This is a genomic window from Rhodohalobacter sulfatireducens (assembly GCF_022012475.1).
Lineage (GTDB): Bacteria > Bacteroidota > Rhodothermia > Balneolales > Balneolaceae > Rhodohalobacter > Rhodohalobacter sulfatireducens.
Genome location: NZ_JAKLWS010000018.1, coordinates 1 through 17272, shown reverse-complemented (window position 1 = coordinate 17272; position 17272 = coordinate 1). Strand labels below are relative to the sequence as shown.

14 protein-coding genes are annotated in these 17272 nt (G+C 44.6%); 6 read left to right on the top strand and 8 right to left on the bottom strand.

The genetic code is table 11. The features are described 5' to 3' along the window. Positions 1–123 precede the first annotated feature (123 nt). The 5 genes from kbl (at position 124) to L6773_RS13395 (ending at position 8029) form a co-directional block, all read left to right on the top strand. Entirely contained in the window at positions 124–1314 is a 1191-nt protein-coding gene (gene kbl, locus L6773_RS13415; RefSeq protein WP_237854945.1) for a glycine C-acetyltransferase, read from the top strand. Between the two features lie 148 nt (positions 1315–1462). Further along, positions 1463–1843: a four helix bundle protein gene (locus L6773_RS13410; RefSeq protein ID WP_237854944.1), complete on the top strand. Its 381-nt coding sequence runs from the start codon at positions 1463–1465 to the stop codon at positions 1841–1843. A gap of 90 nt (positions 1844–1933) precedes the next feature. Beyond that, positions 1934–2902 (top strand): NAD-dependent epimerase/dehydratase family protein, encoded by a 969-nt coding sequence (locus tag L6773_RS13405; protein ID WP_237854943.1) that lies wholly within the window; start codon positions 1934–1936, stop codon positions 2900–2902. 129 nt (positions 2903–3031) lie between these two features. Next, the gene (locus L6773_RS13400; RefSeq protein WP_237854942.1) at positions 3032–4585 is read left to right on the top strand and encodes an N-acyl-D-amino-acid deacylase family protein; all 1554 of its coding nucleotides are present in this window, start codon (positions 3032–3034) and stop codon (positions 4583–4585) included. 195 nt (positions 4586–4780) lie between these two features. Then, positions 4781–8029, top strand: a complete 3249-nt coding sequence (locus tag L6773_RS13395) for a S41 family peptidase (RefSeq protein WP_237854941.1) — start codon at positions 4781–4783, stop codon at positions 8027–8029. Positions 8030–8180: 151 nt separating this feature from the next. Here L6773_RS13395 and L6773_RS13390 read toward each other — a convergent pair whose 3' ends face one another. Further along, the gene (locus L6773_RS13390) at positions 8181–8915 is read right to left on the bottom strand and encodes a carbohydrate-binding family 9-like protein (protein ID WP_237854940.1); all 735 of its coding nucleotides are present in this window, start codon (positions 8913–8915) and stop codon (positions 8181–8183) included. A gap of 96 nt (positions 8916–9011) precedes the next feature. On the opposite strand from L6773_RS13390, the gene L6773_RS13385 reads away from it, so the two are divergent. Further along, positions 9012–9179, top strand: coding sequence for a hypothetical protein (locus L6773_RS13385; protein WP_237854939.1), 168 nt, complete (start codon positions 9012–9014; stop codon positions 9177–9179). A 54-nt stretch (positions 9180–9233) separates the two neighbouring features. On the opposite strand, the gene L6773_RS13380 is transcribed toward L6773_RS13385, so the two are convergent. The 7 genes from L6773_RS13380 to L6773_RS13350 form a co-directional block, all read right to left on the bottom strand. Beyond that, positions 9234–10661 carry a sialate O-acetylesterase gene (locus tag L6773_RS13380; protein WP_237854938.1) on the bottom strand — a complete coding sequence of 476 codons (1428 nt, stop codon included), beginning with the start codon at positions 10659–10661 and terminating at the stop codon, positions 9234–9236. A gap of 327 nt (positions 10662–10988) precedes the next feature. After that, positions 10989–12113, bottom strand: coding sequence for a hypothetical protein (locus tag L6773_RS13375; protein WP_237854937.1), 1125 nt, complete (start codon positions 12111–12113; stop codon positions 10989–10991). Positions 12114–12202: 89 nt separating this feature from the next. Continuing rightward, positions 12203–12886 carry an ABC transporter ATP-binding protein gene (locus L6773_RS13370; RefSeq protein WP_369431576.1) on the bottom strand — a complete coding sequence of 228 codons (684 nt, stop codon included), beginning with the start codon at positions 12884–12886 and terminating at the stop codon, positions 12203–12205. A gap of 163 nt (positions 12887–13049) precedes the next feature. After that, on the bottom strand, positions 13050–14273 hold the full coding sequence (locus L6773_RS13365) for an ABC transporter permease (protein ID WP_237854935.1): 1224 nt from the start codon (positions 14271–14273) through the stop codon (positions 13050–13052). 1 nt (position 14274) lies between these two features. After that, entirely contained in the window at positions 14275–15495 is a 1221-nt protein-coding gene (locus L6773_RS13360) for an ABC transporter permease (RefSeq protein ID WP_237854934.1), read from the bottom strand. A gap of 90 nt (positions 15496–15585) precedes the next feature. Continuing rightward, positions 15586–16341, bottom strand: a complete 756-nt coding sequence (locus tag L6773_RS13355; RefSeq protein WP_237854933.1) for an outer membrane lipoprotein-sorting protein — start codon at positions 16339–16341, stop codon at positions 15586–15588. Next, positions 16328–16906 (bottom strand): TetR/AcrR family transcriptional regulator, encoded by a 579-nt coding sequence (locus tag L6773_RS13350; RefSeq protein WP_237854932.1) that lies wholly within the window; start codon positions 16904–16906, stop codon positions 16328–16330. The genes L6773_RS13355 and L6773_RS13350 overlap by 14 nt, the downstream gene beginning before the upstream one ends. Between the last annotated feature and the right edge of the window lie 366 nt (positions 16907–17272).

Here is a 17272-nt window from a genome sequence, read left to right as displayed (position 1 = left end):
GGACAAGCTCAACTACGTTAAAACTTCGTTGACTAAACTGTCCGGCGTACTTTTTTTTCTTACTTTTAGTGGAACCAAAAAAGGGCTGTATTCCCATCAAATAAGAAAATATAAACGGACATCATGTACACATCTCTGAAAGACAATTTGCGCAAAGAATTGAATCAGATCAAGAAAGACGGACTTTATAAGGAGGAACGAGTGATTACGACCCCGCAGGGTGCGGTCATTAATACCACTCAGGGCAAAGAGGTCATTAATTTTTGTGCGAATAATTATCTCGGACTTTCATCTCATCCCCGTGTCATAGAAGCAGCAAAAAAAACAGTTGATGAGTATGGATATGGGATGTCATCCGTGCGCTTTATCTGCGGAACACAAACCATCCACAAAGAGCTCGAAGAAAAAATTGCCGAATTCCTGGGAATGGAAGATGCCATTCTGTACGCTGCCGCGTTTGATGCAAACGGTGGTGTTTTTGAACCGCTTTTAGGGAAAGAGGATGCGATTATTTCTGATCAGTTGAACCACGCCTCTATCATTGACGGTGTTCGCTTGTGTAAAGCTCAGCGATATGTGTATAAACACAATGACATGAACGAGCTCGAAGAGAAACTGAAGGAAGCCTCGGATGCCCGAACCAAAGTGATTGCCACCGATGGTGTTTTCTCTATGGACGGCACCATTGCCCAGCTTGATAAGATCTGTGACCTGGCTGATAAATATGATGCCCTGGTGATGTCCGACGAATGTCACTCAACAGGATTTGTGGGTAAAACAGGACGCGGCGTTCACGAGTATCACGATGTGATGGGACGAATCGATATCATTACCGGCACGCTGGGTAAAGCCCTTGGTGGAGCTTCAGGTGGATTTACAGCCTCACACAAAGAAATCGTGGAGATGTTGAGACAACGATCACGTCCGTACCTCTTTTCAAATACACTCGCACCGGCCATAACCGGGGCATCAATTGAAGTGTTGAATCTTTTGAGTGAGACAACCGAGTTACGCGACAAGCTCGAATCCAACACCACTTATTTCAGGGAACAAATGACTGATGCCGGTTTCGACATCAAACCGGGTTCACACCCCATTGTACCGGTGATGCTCTACGAAGCTAAACTGGCCCAGGATTTCGCTGAAAAACTCCTCGAAAAAGGAATCTATGTGATCGGGTTTTTCTATCCCGTTGTTCCGAAGGGCGAAGCCAGAATTCGTGTTCAGCTTTCCGCGGCTCACGAGAAAGAGCATTTGGATCAGGCTGTGGAGGCGTTTTCAGAAATAGGCAAGGAATTATCAGTCATCAGTTAACAGTAGGCAGTAGGCAGTAGGCAGTAGGCAGTAGGAAAGGTTTAAAATGATATTATGTTATGTCATCGAATATTCGGGTAGATCCGAATGGTAAATTAACAGTTGACAATAGGCAATTGACAAATTCCCGAATGATAACCGAATAATTATGGCTTCTAACTTTAGAGATCTGACGGTTTATAAAAAGGCATACTCTTTATCTATGAAAGTGTTCGAAGTTTCAAATTCATTCCCGAAAGAAGAAACATACGCGTTGACTGATCAGGTTCGAAGATCTTCAAGATCTGTTTGCCGAGCAATTGGTGAAGGATATCGAAAAAGACAGTATCCAAAATATTTTGTCAATAAAATCAGTGATGCTGACATGGAAAATACTGAAACCCAAATATCACTCGATTTCGCTGAATCTTGCGGATATATTGAGCCCGAATTGAATATGGAACTTCAAGAAAAATCAGAAGAGGTGGGAAGATTGTTAAATCACATGATGCAATACCCCAAAAAGTACAGAAGAAAATCCAGTTCTTAGCTTTAATTTGTCAACTGCCAATTACCTACTGTCAACTTCTGATGAACACGGAATAGACTCAAAACGATTATAAATTTACAAAAACCACGAATGACTAAAATCCTAATTACCGGCGCTTGCGGACAACTCGGGAGTGAACTTACCTCCGAACTTCGGCGAATTCATGGAAATCACCAGGTCGTTGCGTCCGACATCTCCGAACCGAATGAACGACTTGGCGAGGGACCCTTTGAGTATCTCGACGTTACGGATGAATCCAGTATCAAAAAGATTGTCGATCAATACGATATCAAAATTATCTACCATCTTGCCGCACTTTTATCTGCCAAAGCGGAAAAAAATATATATCTCGGGTGGAAATTGAATGTAAACGGACTTCTGAATGTGTTGGAGGTTGCGAAGGAGAAATCACTTGAAAAGGTTTTTTGGCCGAGTTCAATTGCTGTTTTTGGTCCTGATGCCAAGAAAATCAATACACCTCAAAACAGTGCCTGCAATCCCACAACCGTCTATGGAATCAGTAAGCTGGCAGGTGAGCAGTGGTGCGCATATTATCATCGGAAATTTGGAGTGGATGTGAGAAGCCTTCGATATCCCGGTTTGATTGGTTATAAAGCGATGCCCGGCGGCGGCACCACGGATTATGCTGTGGATATCTATCACAAAGCTATCAAGGAGGAAACTTTTGAGTGCTTTCTCGAAAAAGACACCAAACTCCCGATGATGTATATGAGAGATGCCGTAAAAGCTACGATCACCCTTATGAACGCTCCGCCTGATAAGATCTCGATCCGTACGAGTTATAATATCTCAGCCATCAGCTTTTCGCCCGAGGAAATTGCTGAGTCCATCAAGCGAAAAATTTCCCGGTTTGAGATTCAGTACAAACCCGACCACCGGCAGGATATCGCAGCCTCCTGGCCTGACAGCATTGACGATAGCAAAGCCCGCGAGGATTGGAAATGGAAACCGGGGTATAATCTCGAAAAAATGACGGATGATATACTTAAACATCTCCCGGAATTCTGGGATCTGGAAGTGCCGGATACGGTACGGTAACTCAATTTTACCCTTTTTTTTCTCGCTGATTTTCGCAGATGTACCGCCGAGTTACGCAGAGAAGATCAGCGAAACTCTGCGGAAAACTCAGCTCGACTCTGCGTGAACCAGTAATTACTTTGATTGATTATGAGATTAATTTCGACATATTTATTTCTAATTCTTGCATTTCTGATCTCCTGTAACATCTCCACTCAACCCCAAACCGAATACGATCTTCTCATCACAAATGCCCAAATCGTTGATGGTACAGGAACTGAGGCTTTTCAAGGCCATGTCTTAGTTGATGACGGAATCATTCAAAATGTCGGAGATTTTGCAACTGATACCATTCAAGTGGCTCAAACCATTGATGCGACAGGACGAACCGTTTCACCCGGTTTTATTGATACACATTCGCACGGCAATCCGCTTGAAACACCTCGATTCGACAACTTTCTCTCAATGGGAGTAACAACGATTAGCCTGGGTCAGGATGGAGGAAGTCCCTCAACGACCGACCTTTCCGGCTGGATGGCTCGGGTTGATTCTGTCGGCACCGGTCCGAATATCCTACACTTTATGGGACATGGCACTCTCCGCCGATTAACCAACACTCCACAACAACCAATGCTTGCAGATGCAAATGTAGAATCGATGGTTGGCCTGTTGAATGATGCAATGGATGCCGGATCGTTTGGATTGACAACCGGCCTGGAATATGAATCCGGGCGGTACGCAACGATGCCTGAATTGGTTGCTTTGGCGCAGCCCATTGCAAATCACAATGGACTGGTGATGAGTCACCTGCGCAGTGAAGATGACAGCGAAATTGAGGATTCCGTTCGGGAACTGATCAACCAGGGAAGAGATTCCGGGGCAAAAGTCCATGTTTCACACATCAAGATTGTATATGCAAATGACCCGGAGCGAGCTGGTGAATTATTGGCTTTAATGGATGAGGCGAGGCAAAACGGAGTTCAAATTACAGCTGATGTCTATCCTTATGCGGCCAGCTTTACAGGAATTGGTATTGTTTTTCCGAATTGGGTCACACCCGGAAATTTTGAGGAGATTAAAGAAACTCGGCGCAATGAACTTGAAGAATATCTCCGTAATCGTATTGAAAAACGAAACGGACCCGAAGCCACTCTTTTCGGAACGGCACCATGGGCGGGCATGACCCTGGCCGAGGTTGCCGACTCCCTCAACAAACCATTTGAGGACGTCTTGATTGATGACATCGGGCCAAGCGGAGCCAGCGCCGCCTATTTTGTGATGAATGAAGAGGTGATGAAACGATTTCTGCAAGATCCGCATGTGATGGTCAGCTCCGACGGCAGCCCTACCATGCGCCACCCTCGAGGATACGGCAGTTTCGCTAAAATTATTGACAACTACGTGAATGAAGAACCTATTCTGACTCTCGAAGAGGCAATCCACAAAATGACCGGACTTCCAGCTGAAACACTCGGTTTATCCGACTCCAATCATGTTGAAACTCCACGAGGACTCATTCGAGAAGGCTTTGCTGCTGATCTTTTGATTTTTGATCCGGTTAACATTCGGGACGTTTCGGATTTTGAAAATCCTCACCAATACGCAGAAGGGTTTGACTGGGTGTTTGTGAATGGGCAAGCGGTTATCGAAGATGGTGAAAGGAACGAGAGTCGTCCGGCTGGGGTGATTCGAAGAGGAGGGTAGGTGATCAGTTACTTCTCTAACAAAACAGTGTTCTTTTAAATTAGTTTTCTGTTATTTTTTACTATTGATATATGATAAACTGATACTCATACAAGATCGTATCTTTATAAATATCAGAGGGAGTAACCAATCATACACAATATTCAATATTACTTGTCAATACCACCTGTTAAAATAAGTCCACTTACTATGAAAATGTACAGATATTTATTCGCTGCACTATTCATTTTTTTAATTTCAGCCTTCAGTAATTTTGCCAACGGCCAGGGAACCCAGCTTCTTCGGGAACCAACCATTTCTGAGTCGCATATTGTTTTTGTTCACGCAAACGACCTTTGGAAAGTGGATCGAAATGGTGGTGATGCCATTCGCTTAACCAGCAACATCGGGGGAGAATCGAATCCTCATTTTTCACCGGATGGTAGCATGATTGCTTTCACAGGCCAATTTGAAGGAAATACTGATGTTTATCTGATTCCGGCCGAAGGCGGATCGCCTCAACGGTTAACCTGGCACCCCTCAACTGATGAAGTAACCGGCTGGACTCCTCAAGGTGAAATTCTCTTTCGGTCGACACGTACGGCTCATCCAACAAAAACAAACAGAATTTGGAAAGTCGATACAGACGGTGGAATGCCTGAACCTTTAGCAGTGAAACGTGCCGCTCGTGGTGAAATGTCTGAAGATGGCAAATACCTGGCATATAACCCTATCACGTTTTGGGATCCGGAATGGAGAAACTACCGGGGCGGTCAGGCGCAGCCGATCTGGATTGTAAACCTGGACAATCACGAACTGATTCAAACTCCCAGAACCGACAATGAGCGTCACACGGATCCGGTGTGGCTGGACGGAACCGTGTTTTACTTATCTGAACGAGATTTTGCTAATAACATCTGGTCATTCAATCCCGAGACCCGGGAGGAAAAACAGTGGACTTTCCATTCCGATTTTGACGCAAAAAGCCTGGACGCCGGTTTTGGAATGATTGTCTATGAACAGGGCGGTTATCTGCATCTTCTTGATCCGGAAACCGGAAATACCGAACAGCTCGAAATTCACGTTGCAGGCGATATGAATTGGGGCCGGCCACGTTGGGAAGAACCAACAGCTTTCAATTTAGATAATCCCGCCATCTCGCCTACCGGTAAAAGAGCAGTATTCCAGTTTCGGGGTGAGATTATTACAGTTCCCAAAGAAAATGGAACATGGCGCAACCTTACAAACTCCTCCGACAATGCAGACCGATACCCGGTTTGGTCGCCGGATGGCAGTAAAGTTGCCTGGTTTTCTGATAAAAGCGGAGAATATACCTTAATGATTGGTGATCAGTTTGGACTTGAAGAGCCAACAATTATCGAACTTCCGAATCCTACATTTTATTTCCGTCCCGATTGGTCACCAGATGGTAAATACATCGCTTACACCGATACGGATTATAATCTATGGTATGTAGATGTTGAATCGGGTGAAGCCAAAAAAGTGGATACCGACGGATATGCTCATCCCAACAGAACCATGAACCCAGTTTGGTCGCCCGACAGCAAGTGGATTGCATATGTGAAAATACTCGAAAATCAGTTTAAGGCCGTGCATGTTCACAATGTAGAATCGGGAGAAACACACCAACTTACAGACGGTATGTCTGATGCCATTACCCCGGTTTGGAGTGAAGATGGGAAATATCTCTATTTTCTCGCAAGTACAGATTTTGGGCTGAATACAGGATGGCTGGATATGAGTTCATACAATATGCCGGTTACCCGGGCGCTTTACATGATCGTTTTGAATGATGAAGATCCCTCACCGCTGCTTCCTAAAAGTGATGATGAAGTGTCCTCAGAAGATAACAGCGAAGAGGCAGCTGATGATGAATCAGCAACAGAGGTTGTTATCGATTTGGATAGAATTGCCGAACGAACACTTGCAGTTGACATACCCGAAAGAAATTATACCGGTTTGCTGCCCGGTCCAGGCGGGGATGTTTTTTATGCTGAATCCGTTGAAAATGAAGGCACAAGGCTTCACAAATATAGCCTGGAAAATCGAGAAGGAAACCTCTTTATGAGCAGCTTTAATGATGGCGTTGTATCTCATGACCGAAAAAATCTGCTCTACAGAAGCGGTGGTACCTGGGGAATTACAGGTACTGAAAACGGGGAGAAAAATCCGGGCGACGGAAGCATCGATATTTCGGGAATTCAAGTGAAGGTGTATCCACAGGAGGAGTTTCATCAAATTTTTGCTGACGGATGGCGATTTATGAGAGACTTCCTATATGTAGACAATATGCACGGAGCCCCCTGGCAGGATGTCTACGATTGGTACTCCCCATGGGTTGATCACGCCAAACACCGAACGGACCTGAATTATGTATTGGATATTATGAGCGGAGAAGTTGCTGTGGGACACTCCTATGTAGGCGGTGGCGATTTTCCCGACCTGGAAGATGTTCAGGCCGGTTTATTAGGAGCCGATATTTCACTTGAGAATGGAGCTTATCGTATTGATAAGATCTACACCGGCGAAAGCTGGAACCCTGACCTGAATGCGCCTCTTTCCGGGCCGGGAATAGATGTAAATGAAGGGGACTATATTTTAGCCGTCAACGGAACTGAGATTTCCCCAGAACAAAGTTTCTACAAGTACTTTGAAGGGACTGTAAACCGCCAGGTTCAGCTCTTAGTGAATGACAATCCCAGCGAAGAAGGTGCCCGTTTGGTAACCGTTGTACCCGTTTCCAGCGAGTATGATTTGAGGACGAGGGATTGGGTGGAAAATAACCGGCAAAGAGTAAGTGAAATGTCTGACGGGCAACTGGCTTACGTTTGGGTTCCAAACACAAGCACCAGCGGCTATGAATACTTCAATCGCTACTATTTTGCACAGCAGGATAAACGCGGTGCTGTTATCGACGAACGCAATAACGGCGGTGGTTCGGCTGCTGATTATATGGTTGATATCATGGCACGTGACCTCCACGGGTTCTTCAACAGTAAAGCCGGCGACCGAAAACCGTTTACCACACCGGGCGCGGGAATCTGGGGGCCCAAAGTTATGGTGATTAATGAACGCGCCGGTTCCGGTGGCGACCTGCTTCCATACCTGTTCCGAAAGATGGAGATCGGTCCGCTGGTGGGGTCAAAAACCTGGGGTGGTTTGGTTGGAACCTGGGATACCCCTCCGTTTATTGACGGCGGATACTTTGTTGCCCCGCGTGGTGGATTTTACAACCTCGACGGCGAGTGGGCGGTAGAAGGTGAAGGTATTGAGCCGGACATCGACGTGATGCAAACGCCAAAAGAAGTAATTGAGGGACACGATCCGCAACTGGAAGCTGCAGTAAATGAAGCCCTGAGATTACTGGAGAATCATCCAAACCCGATTGTTCCAACACCAGAAGATCCGGTCCGATGGAAACGGCCTGACAACTCCGGAAATTAATTCAGTGGCAGTCGAGGAATGGTGTAGTTAAATAACTTCTGATAATTCATCGGATGAGTCGATTTACCGTTATCTGATTCTACTTTTTAAAACTCATCCGATGATTTTGAAATCTGTAACACACTAAATTCAAAAAACAACAGCGGGTTCATCACTCAAAGATCAACACACCAAAGTTTTGGTAATCGTGGAAACTCCCCTCAAATATACTCCATGACCAGTAGGCACCGTCATCATCATAATCAACCCGATAGAAGTTGGCCCGCCAGGTGGTGCCTGGTTTGGGATCAATATTTTTTAACGGGTGCAGCAGTTTGTACGGAATAAGCATCTCGGCTGTCCATGATTCAATAGCGGCACCGTTCTCCTTTTCTCCGCCTGTGACGCTCGTTTTGTGTCGGACTTTTCGGCCTTCCCGGTAGGTATCGTCAAATGGAATCCAACTCAGAAGCTCCCCATCTTTGTTCGATACGATCAACGGAAGCTCATAGTTCAGCGGTGTAACTTCGTACTCAAAATAGTCCGGTGCCGACTGGTTGGTCCACAGGAAAACCTCAACGACATCACCCAGCCAAAGATTCTCAAAATCCTCAGTAAATGGTGTGGTTACCAGGCTGTCTTCGTTTTGAAACAACACGTACAACCCCGTTTCTGAGTAAAGGAGTTTCATTTTAGTGTTTCTTTCCGTGGTGTTTTCCATCAAATTTCTTTGGGTGAGATCAATCCACTCGGTTTGATTCCATTCTTCGGCTGAGCCATCCCCATTCAGTTCAAAATCACCTGTTTTCTTTACTACATGAATGGGTCTTTCCAAAGATTGAGCCAGTACTTCTACCTGGATGGAGACAGAAAGAATCAGAAGAAAAAGTGCAGATAAATATTTCATAGTTATGGATGCATTGTTTGATTTGGTTTCAACCAAAATAAATTGATTTCGCAATTTTAAAAGAGTTGATTTTGAATCGATTAAAAATTTAGAAATATGATTTTAGTAACAGGTGCAAACAGACATTTGAGATCTATGACTATTGATCATCTTCTCAAGAAAAATCCAGATACCCATGTTGCCGCACTGGTACGAAGTGAAGAGAACGGGGAGGACATAAAAGAAAAAGGCGTAAAAAAAAGGACCATAGAAACGGCTGTGTAAGTGAAGTTGGTTATTTTCGTTATAAGACAAAACTCATCAAACTAAACCAATTCATTACCAATCATCCGTCCGAAATGAGGAAGCAGGCAAATGGGACGTATTATAAAGCGTAGCTTCCGGGCAATTATCGAATGCATAACGAACGGCCACCGGATCCGGCACCTCTTCTGACCACACGCTCAGAGTCCTATTTCGATTAATCTGGGCTTTGGCTGTTTTAAAGACTTTATCCTCACCTGCAATTTTAAAACCGCTCAACGGTTTACCAAAACTGGACAGTCCGCGCTCTGCCATGCGAAAAGAAAGGTTGATCTTTCCATCATCGGTTATTTCCATTGCATCATAAACTGGCCCGCTGTAGGCAATCCCTTCCATACCATAAGTTTTGGCCAGGGCGATATACGCAAGTCGGTTTCCCACGGTTTCCTTGTCTCCTGGATGGATATTTGTACAATTACCGATATCGAGTGTGACCGCCATTCCGGAATTTTCTAAGAGATCGAGGGTAGCCAATTGCGCTTCTCGTTGCAAAGCGACTGGTGAATCCGGGGAATAGCGGTAGGGAGCAATTTGTACATAATAAAAGGGGAATTGGCCTTGCCCCCATTTTTGTCGCCAGGAATTGACCATCCCCGTTACAAGAGCACCGTAATCTTCATAACGTCCTATATTACTTTCTCCCTGATACCAGATTGCTCCGTTGATGGTGTAGCCGATTAATGGATGGAGCATGGCGTTATATAAAAGAGAAGGAGCTTGATTGATGCGTTCCTCCGGAACTTCCGTCGGAATTTCCAATTCAGGATGCAGCCGGCGTAAGGTCGCTGCATCGGTCCAGGCTTCTGCCGATGAACCGCCCCAGGAAGCATGTACCAAACCGATGGGAACATTTAACGCTTGTTGTAACTTTCTGGCAAAAAAGTAGGCAGTAGCGCTGAAATCTCCAACGGTGTCCGGGCTTCCGACCAGCCATTCCCCTTCGATATCAGTCATAGGTTCTACGCTGGCTTTATGAGGGACATGAAATAAGCGTATCTGATCATTTCCGGCATTTAATTTGGCCTCATTGCTGCCGAATACAGGCTGGTTGATATAGCCCTTTATCGGCATTTCCATATTGGATTGTCCGGAACAAAACCACACCTCGCCGATCAGTATATCCTCCAGTTGAATGGTTTCACTACCGGTTACCGTAATTGTGAAAGGACCACCGGCTTTGGGGGTGTTGAGTTTCAAGTTCCATTCACCATTTTCATCTGATATAGTAGCACTTTCTTCCTCCCAGGAAGCGGATAATTGAATAGACTGCCCCGCTTCATCAGTACCCCAAATATTTACGGTGGTACCCCTTTGTAACACCATGTGATCGGTGAAAATATTGGCGAGTTTGGTTTGGGCGTTGCTTGGAAGGACCGAAAACAAAGAAATAGTGGCAACTATTAGCGTAGCCGTTAACCGGATCTTGGCGGATATGCTTGTCATTTTTGTTGGTTTATTTTATTAGCGCTGTTTAAATATCTTTCATGATCTACAAAAAGCTGTGGTATTGCTTTGCACTTTAAAGTAATCATCAATTTGTCACTTTACTATTTTGTAGCCTCTTTATTTGAACCTTATCATTGATAATTATCCTGGAATAGGCTGACTTTTCTCATCGCATTGCTTCTGGAAATTTGTGTAATCGGGCTTAAGATTGCCGCAGGCGCTCATATACTTCGCAATGACTATTTGATCTTTGGTAACTCTTTGCCAATTGGAATAAGTTCGTGTTATTCTTCAGCCGTTAAAGCCAATTGGCAGAAGAAGTTCTTAGTAACTCCATTTCAGCCGAAAATAGAATACATTCGGTGTATCGATAAATTCCGTGAGAAATGAGCCTTTCAGAAGTTGAGCCAGAACTAAAAAGTCGATGTTATTGGTGAGTGAATGAGAGATTTGGGGTATCAGTATCACAAATTCTTCATCAAAACTGCCCAATACTCCTCCTGTGATACTTGTGAGTGGTGTTAGTGGATAGGAAGCATTCAAAAAATACCCGGTTTCTGTGATAAACAGATTATCTGCACTTGGCGGTTGCAATAGTTCAAAAACCGGGCTGCCTCTCCCCCTGTTGCCACCGTTATACAACAACTCAGCCTGTGCATAGAGCGAATTCGAAAACATGTAATCCAACCCTACCGTTGTTGTAATATTTCCTTTTGATTCCGACCCATTATCCTCCGGGTGAAAATAGGAGACCTCACCTTTGAAACCGGCATCCTTAATGTAACCGGCCCAGCCAATCCCAACAGTCAGCTTATCAAAATAGTGACCGCCAATGAATTGAAGGTCGTATTGCTTCCAGTTGGTTCGATACATTCCTGCAATAACCATCTCTTCAAAGGAATCACCCAGTTTTACGGCCGTTTCAATACTGGAAGCAAAATCCAGGTTATAGATCATAGACACTGCATCCACGCCGGGACGCTCCTCGTAATCGAAATCCAGGAAGGCATAATTATTGAACAGGTCGTTGGGATTCCATACATAGGTTTTTCCCCAGTTTATTCGCTGTCGCCCGGCATAGATCTCCAACGGCCCGTTAAAGTAACTGAGATGCATTCGATCGATCTGGGAATGAAGCAGCAGTTCATCCGAATCAGCCCAAACCCACCAAAGATCGACAAGGTCGGGATCGTTTTCATATAAACCATCCAGCCCGGGTGAATTTCGAACTGTATATCCGGTCAGTAGTCTCGTTCGGATGTCTGCATTAAGTTCAAAGTTTGATGTAAAACTCCACTCCGTTTCAAGCCTGTGATGCAAAATGTTATCGTACCGAAATGTGGAAAAACCATTATCGATGGAAAGTTGACCGAGCTCTTTTACATACCCGCTGATTTCCAGAATATCATTGAATTGAGCATGGGATGAAAATGGAACACTCAGGATCATGAATATAAAAAAACAACTCTTCCAGGTCCTGCGGACTCTGAGAGGTTGCTTAGTACATCTTGCAATATTCTCTCTTTTTTGAGTAGAAATCATCTCTTTTCATCTGTATCAATTTTACCGTCCACGAGAGTTACCACACGTCTCGCGCGGTCGATTACACGTTGATCGTGAGTGGAAAATACAAACGTCATCTCTTCGCGTTCATTCAGTTCCAGCATCATATCCAGAAGTTCGGCAGTTGAGACTGAGTCAAGATTGGCTGTGGGCTCATCGGCTAAAACAAATGCCGGTTTCGATGCCAATGCCCGTGCCACGGCAACTCGCTGCTGCTGTCCGCCTGAAAGCTCGGATGGACGTTTGTTGATTTTATCCTCCAGCCCAACTTCTTTCAACAGATCAATACTTTTCTCCCTGCACTCCCTGGATGACCGGCCCTGCATCTGCATAATAAAAGAGACATTTTCGAGAGCGGTCAGGACTGGAATCAGGTTGTATGCCTGGAACACAAACCCGATATGATGGAGCCGGAAGTTTATCAGTTTTCGGTCTGATAACGTCGTCAGATCTGTATTATCAATCAGTGCTTTTCCCTCTGTCGGTTCATCCAATCCGCCAATGATATTCAGCAGAGTGGTTTTACCTGAACCGGATGGCCCCACGATGGATGTAAATTCTCCCTTATCAATGGTCAGGTCTACGCCCCGAAGTGCATGAACGGGAACCTGGTCTGCATTATAAACTTTGGTTAATCCGGTTGTTGTTATAATTGACATTTTCTTCAGGTTACTGGTTTCAGGTTCAATCTGAGTCATCGGATGAGTATTTACACCCGGAATCATACTTTCTGCTGCATAACACTCATCCGATGACTCTTTAGTAGAATTTGAGTATTCATAATTAGATTCTGCACGATGCGCATACCTCATTCCTCCTCACCTAATTAAACTTTCGTATCGCTTGAACCGGCTTCAGCTTTAGTGTTCTCCAAGCCGGGTAAAGCGCCGACAACAAAGCAGCTAAGGCGATCATCAGCATGATATTCAGATAGTATGACCACGTGAGACTTGGGTATACGACGGTTCCAATACCGTACTGGTTTAGTCCCTGTGCAAATGCGCTCAGATCGATTCCTACATTTCCGAAGTAGGTGATACAAAGCCAGCTCAGAAGCAATCCGCCGGGTGCTCCAACCATCGTCAGAAACACCGTTTCTATCATCACCATACTAAAGGTTCTGGATTTGTTCATACCAATTGCCCGCAACATTCCAAGTTCACGGGTTCTCTCAAGAACGGCCATCAACATGGTATTGATGATACTGAAAACTAACCCGATGATAATAATGATCATCACGATGTAGAGCGTGAGGTCCATCATATCAAATGTATATCGGAGGTCGGGGGCAATATCCCTCCAGGTTTTTACTAATACCCCCGGAAATGCCTGCTCTATTTCTTCGGCATGCATCTCGGCCGTGGCTAAATCATCCATATCAACCCGGATGTTGTGGATCGCATCCATATTACCAAGCAATCGGTTCAGGTCACTTTGAAGTACAAATACGGTGCTCTCATCAAACTGGTCTATAAAACTGTCGAAAATACCTGCTACTCTGAATGCACCACCTGTAATCTCGCCTGTCACATCCTGGAAGCTCAGCACCATTCGTGATCTTAACTCCAGGTCGAGCCGTTCGGCGAGTTCAATCCCAATCAGGATCGGATTTCTGGATGTAGTATCGATCATTTCTCCCTCAGTGATATATTGCTCAATAGCCAGGGATGTATCGGCTTCCACATCAATTCCGTTGATGGTCACCCCGAAACTGCTGTGAGGACTTTGAGCAAGGCCGGTTGCGATACTTTTTGCAGAGATCTCTCGCGTATAGGGTTGAGCTTCAAGATAGCTTACAATCTCATTAGAATTTGAAACAGAGTATTTGGGATTGTACAGATCACCGAACTGAGGGTGCTCTACCTGCATATGGCCTATGGAAAGCTCGATCTGTTTGTGCAGGTAGTCTTGCAACATACCGTTGAAAAATCCCGCTGAAAATATCCCTGCCCACGTTCCAAGTAGTACGGCAATAATCACAACACCGCTTCGCGCCGGGTTTCTCCAGACATTTTTCCAACCGAGTTTAAGAATATTTACAAACATATTAAGACCTCATTGCCTCTACCGGGTTCAACCTGCTTGCTTTGATGAGTGGTAAAAGACTAAACACAAGAGTGATGATAAACACTGTTATAGCTTGTGAATAAAAAACAACAGGTTCCATTGAAAACTGTAATACGGCTTCCAATCCATAGGATTGATAGACTGCCGCAATATCTCCCGAAAATTGAATCGGGTTAACATTGAAATACCAGGCGATGGGAATAGATACCACAATTCCGGCTGCCGTACCCACCAAAGCCATCAAAAGAATCTCTATTCCAAGCATCAGTGTAATGGCAAGTCTTGGCGTACCCACCGAAATCATCACGCCAAACTCGTACGTGCGTTCGGTAATCATCATTAAAACGGTTCCTAAGATTCCAAATCCAACCACTATGTAGAGAATGAATATCATAATCAACCCGCTGCCGCGATCTGCTTCAATTGTTTGCGTCAGTTCTGGCATCATCGTTTCCCAGCTCATCACTTCATAGTCATCAGAAAATTTTGACTGAAGATTACTTACGGTACGATCCACCTGCTCGGTATCATCTAAGATGATTGACAGGGCAGTCAACCGGTCCTCTGCAGCAAGAAAATATTGAGCTGTTTCGATTGGCATCATCACCAGGTTGCGATTGAGTTGTGGATTGGGGAAAGCAATAGTTCCTTTGACTTCATACAGACCCGTCGCGCTCATTCCTCTGAATCCCTGCCCGATTAACACCAGGCTGTCTCCAAGCTGAACATCCAGCCGCTGCATCAACTCTGTTCCGATAATAACGGAGCGTTCGTCATTTTTTCCAAAGTATGATCCGGATTGAATCCGTTTTTCGGGATCACTTAGATTTCGTTCAGCCTCAATATCAACTCCCATCACCATGGCAGGCCTGCTTTGGTTTTGCCCCGCAGCCAAAGCAAACGACTCCAGCCGGGGAACAACTGCACGGACCGATTCCTCTGCTTGAATTTTTGAATACACGGAATCTGTTGCAACGAGCGTGTTGTCGAGTGTTTTATCATCCCAGTAATCATCAGCATGAATCTGGATGTAGCCGGAGAATGTCCCCACAGTGTTTTCAATCATATCGGTGTATTGACCCTCCTGCATAGAACGCATAACAGAGGCCAGGAAAACCGCCACAACAATGGAGAGAATCGTAATAATCGTCCGACGCTTATTTCTCCAGATATTTCGCCATGCTAAGTTGAAGTAAAGCATTTCAGTGGTTCAGTTAACAGTTATGATGCTAAAGTTAAAGTATGTAAGCCGACAGACCACTTGGAGCGGCAGACGGCTGATTTTCTATGCTTACTGCACCCTCTTCATATTTTGAATGCTGAAAAACCGTTCAGATATATCAATGTCAAATTCAATATCCTGGTAAGTGATGATCGTTCTGTTTCCTTCATCTTCAACAGGAATCATCTCCATCCTGGTTGGGAGTAATCGACCGCCTAATTGCTCCACTTCTGATCCCGTCATTACTCTCACCATCTCATCATCCTCATCGTAATATTCCACCCGAAGGTTCAGGTACTCGTCTTTTGAGATAAAACTTACAACCCTATCCCAAACAATTGGTGCATCCGGTTTGGGAATCATCTCAATTTTGTAGCAATCGTAACCATCCACAGTTTCATCTTCCAGTAAGCTGTATGTATAATCTGTGATGACTGAGGACTCCCGAACCAAATCGTTGTTTGAAAAATCCGAACCCATCCAGGATTGGCTCATCATCGAAGGCGGCATTTTGATTGTCCGGTTTACATCCGGCAGCCAGTTCCAGATCTCGTTATTTCTCATAAGGAATGATGTTCCCTCATCGCGTGCCGGTGCCGTAATAAGAATCAGGCTATAATCCTCGCCCAAACTCCAGCTTTTCATAGATACACTTCGATCCCAGTTTGGTCGTACAATTTTCATTGTAATCTCGGCCCTGGAACTTTCTCCTTCCATCTTTTCATACGCCTGCCGTACAATCTCTTCAGCAGATTGGGCAGATGCTGAAATTGCCATCAACCCAATAAAACCAATAGTAAATATTACTCTTTTAATCAGGTACATATTCCTCCATTATTTTCTTTTTTAATTCTGCGAGAGGATAATCTTCACCCATGGTTATATAACCCATCAAAACACCATCCATTAAAGCTCCCAATTGATATGCCTCCAGTTCGGGTTTAGAGTACCCCAAATCCCACATAATCTCTTTGAACATCAATCTCTGCCTCTCTTGCACTTTATCCAGTTTTGGCTTCAGGCTGTCGAACACTCCCGGTTGAAGGGCAAGAGAGACCATCAAACGTCCCATGCCCGTTTCTTTTTCGATAAATTCGAATGTTTGTTCCAGCGTCTGCTTGATCTTTTCAGCCGGACCAAAATCCTCGGGGAAATCCGTTACATGTTCACCAATTTCCACTAATTGATCAAAAATTGCTTCGAGTATTGCCTCTTTACTTTCAAAATAGTGATAGATCAATCCCTTTGATATTCCGGCTTTTTTTGCCACTGCAGCGATACTTGTTTTTGAATAGCCTTCGTTGGCAAAAAGCTCAAAAGCTGCATCCACAATTTGCTTTTGTGTTTGCTGCCGGATCTCTTCGTTCTGTTCTGCTGTTCTGGGACTCATTTTCAATTGACTTAACGTTCAGTCAAAAAATTAACCAATAAAATATTACAAAACAAGCAGTATTTTTTTCTGAGCATTTTAACGGATGGACTGAGTCTCAGGCTCGTTCAGTTTGCAGTGTGGATCTTTAACGCACAAGTTGCAAACTTGCGCGAGTTATGGGTAATCCACCACCATCTCTTGAGTGAACCCCAGACTGGTTCAAGTTTGTAACTTGGACCATTTATGACCTGGACAATTCCCAAATTAGTTCAAGTTTGTCACTTGGATCTTTAACGCACAAGTTGCAAACTTGCGCGAGTTATGGGTAGATCTCGTACTGGTTCAAATTTGAAACCTGGACCCGTCAGAGCAATTAGAGTCCCA

Excerpts from the sequence above, each read along its gene's own strand:
- L6773_RS13365 (WP_237854935.1), bottom strand. The coding sequence starts at position 14,273 with ATGTTTGTAAATATTCTTAAACTCGGTTGGAAAAATGTCTGGAGAAAC.
- L6773_RS13370 (WP_369431576.1), bottom strand. The coding sequence starts at position 12,886 with ATGTCAATTATAACAACAACCGGATTAACCAAAGTTTATAATGCAGAC.
- kbl (WP_237854945.1), top strand. The coding sequence starts at position 124 with ATGTACACATCTCTGAAAGACAATTTGCGCAAAGAATTGAATCAGATC.
- L6773_RS13400 (WP_237854942.1), top strand. The coding sequence starts at position 3,032 with ATGAGATTAATTTCGACATATTTATTTCTAATTCTTGCATTTCTGATC.
- L6773_RS13405 (WP_237854943.1), top strand. The coding sequence starts at position 1,934 with ATGACTAAAATCCTAATTACCGGCGCTTGCGGACAACTCGGGAGTGAA.
- L6773_RS13395 (WP_237854941.1), top strand. The coding sequence starts at position 4,781 with ATGTACAGATATTTATTCGCTGCACTATTCATTTTTTTAATTTCAGCC.
- L6773_RS13385 (WP_237854939.1), top strand. The coding sequence starts at position 9,012 with ATGATTTTAGTAACAGGTGCAAACAGACATTTGAGATCTATGACTATT.
- L6773_RS13410 (WP_237854944.1), top strand. The coding sequence starts at position 1,463 with ATGGCTTCTAACTTTAGAGATCTGACGGTTTATAAAAAGGCATACTCT.
- L6773_RS13350 (WP_237854932.1), bottom strand. The coding sequence starts at position 16,906 with ATGAGTCCCAGAACAGCAGAACAGAACGAAGAGATCCGGCAGCAAACA.
- L6773_RS13390 (WP_237854940.1), bottom strand. The coding sequence starts at position 8,915 with ATGAAATATTTATCTGCACTTTTTCTTCTGATTCTTTCTGTCTCCATC.
- L6773_RS13380 (WP_237854938.1), bottom strand. The coding sequence starts at position 10,661 with ATGACAAGCATATCCGCCAAGATCCGGTTAACGGCTACGCTAATAGTT.
- L6773_RS13360 (WP_237854934.1), bottom strand. The coding sequence starts at position 15,495 with ATGCTTTACTTCAACTTAGCATGGCGAAATATCTGGAGAAATAAGCGT.
- L6773_RS13375 (WP_237854937.1), bottom strand. The coding sequence starts at position 12,113 with ATGATCCTGAGTGTTCCATTTTCATCCCATGCTCAATTCAATGATATT.
- L6773_RS13355 (WP_237854933.1), bottom strand. The coding sequence starts at position 16,341 with ATGTACCTGATTAAAAGAGTAATATTTACTATTGGTTTTATTGGGTTG.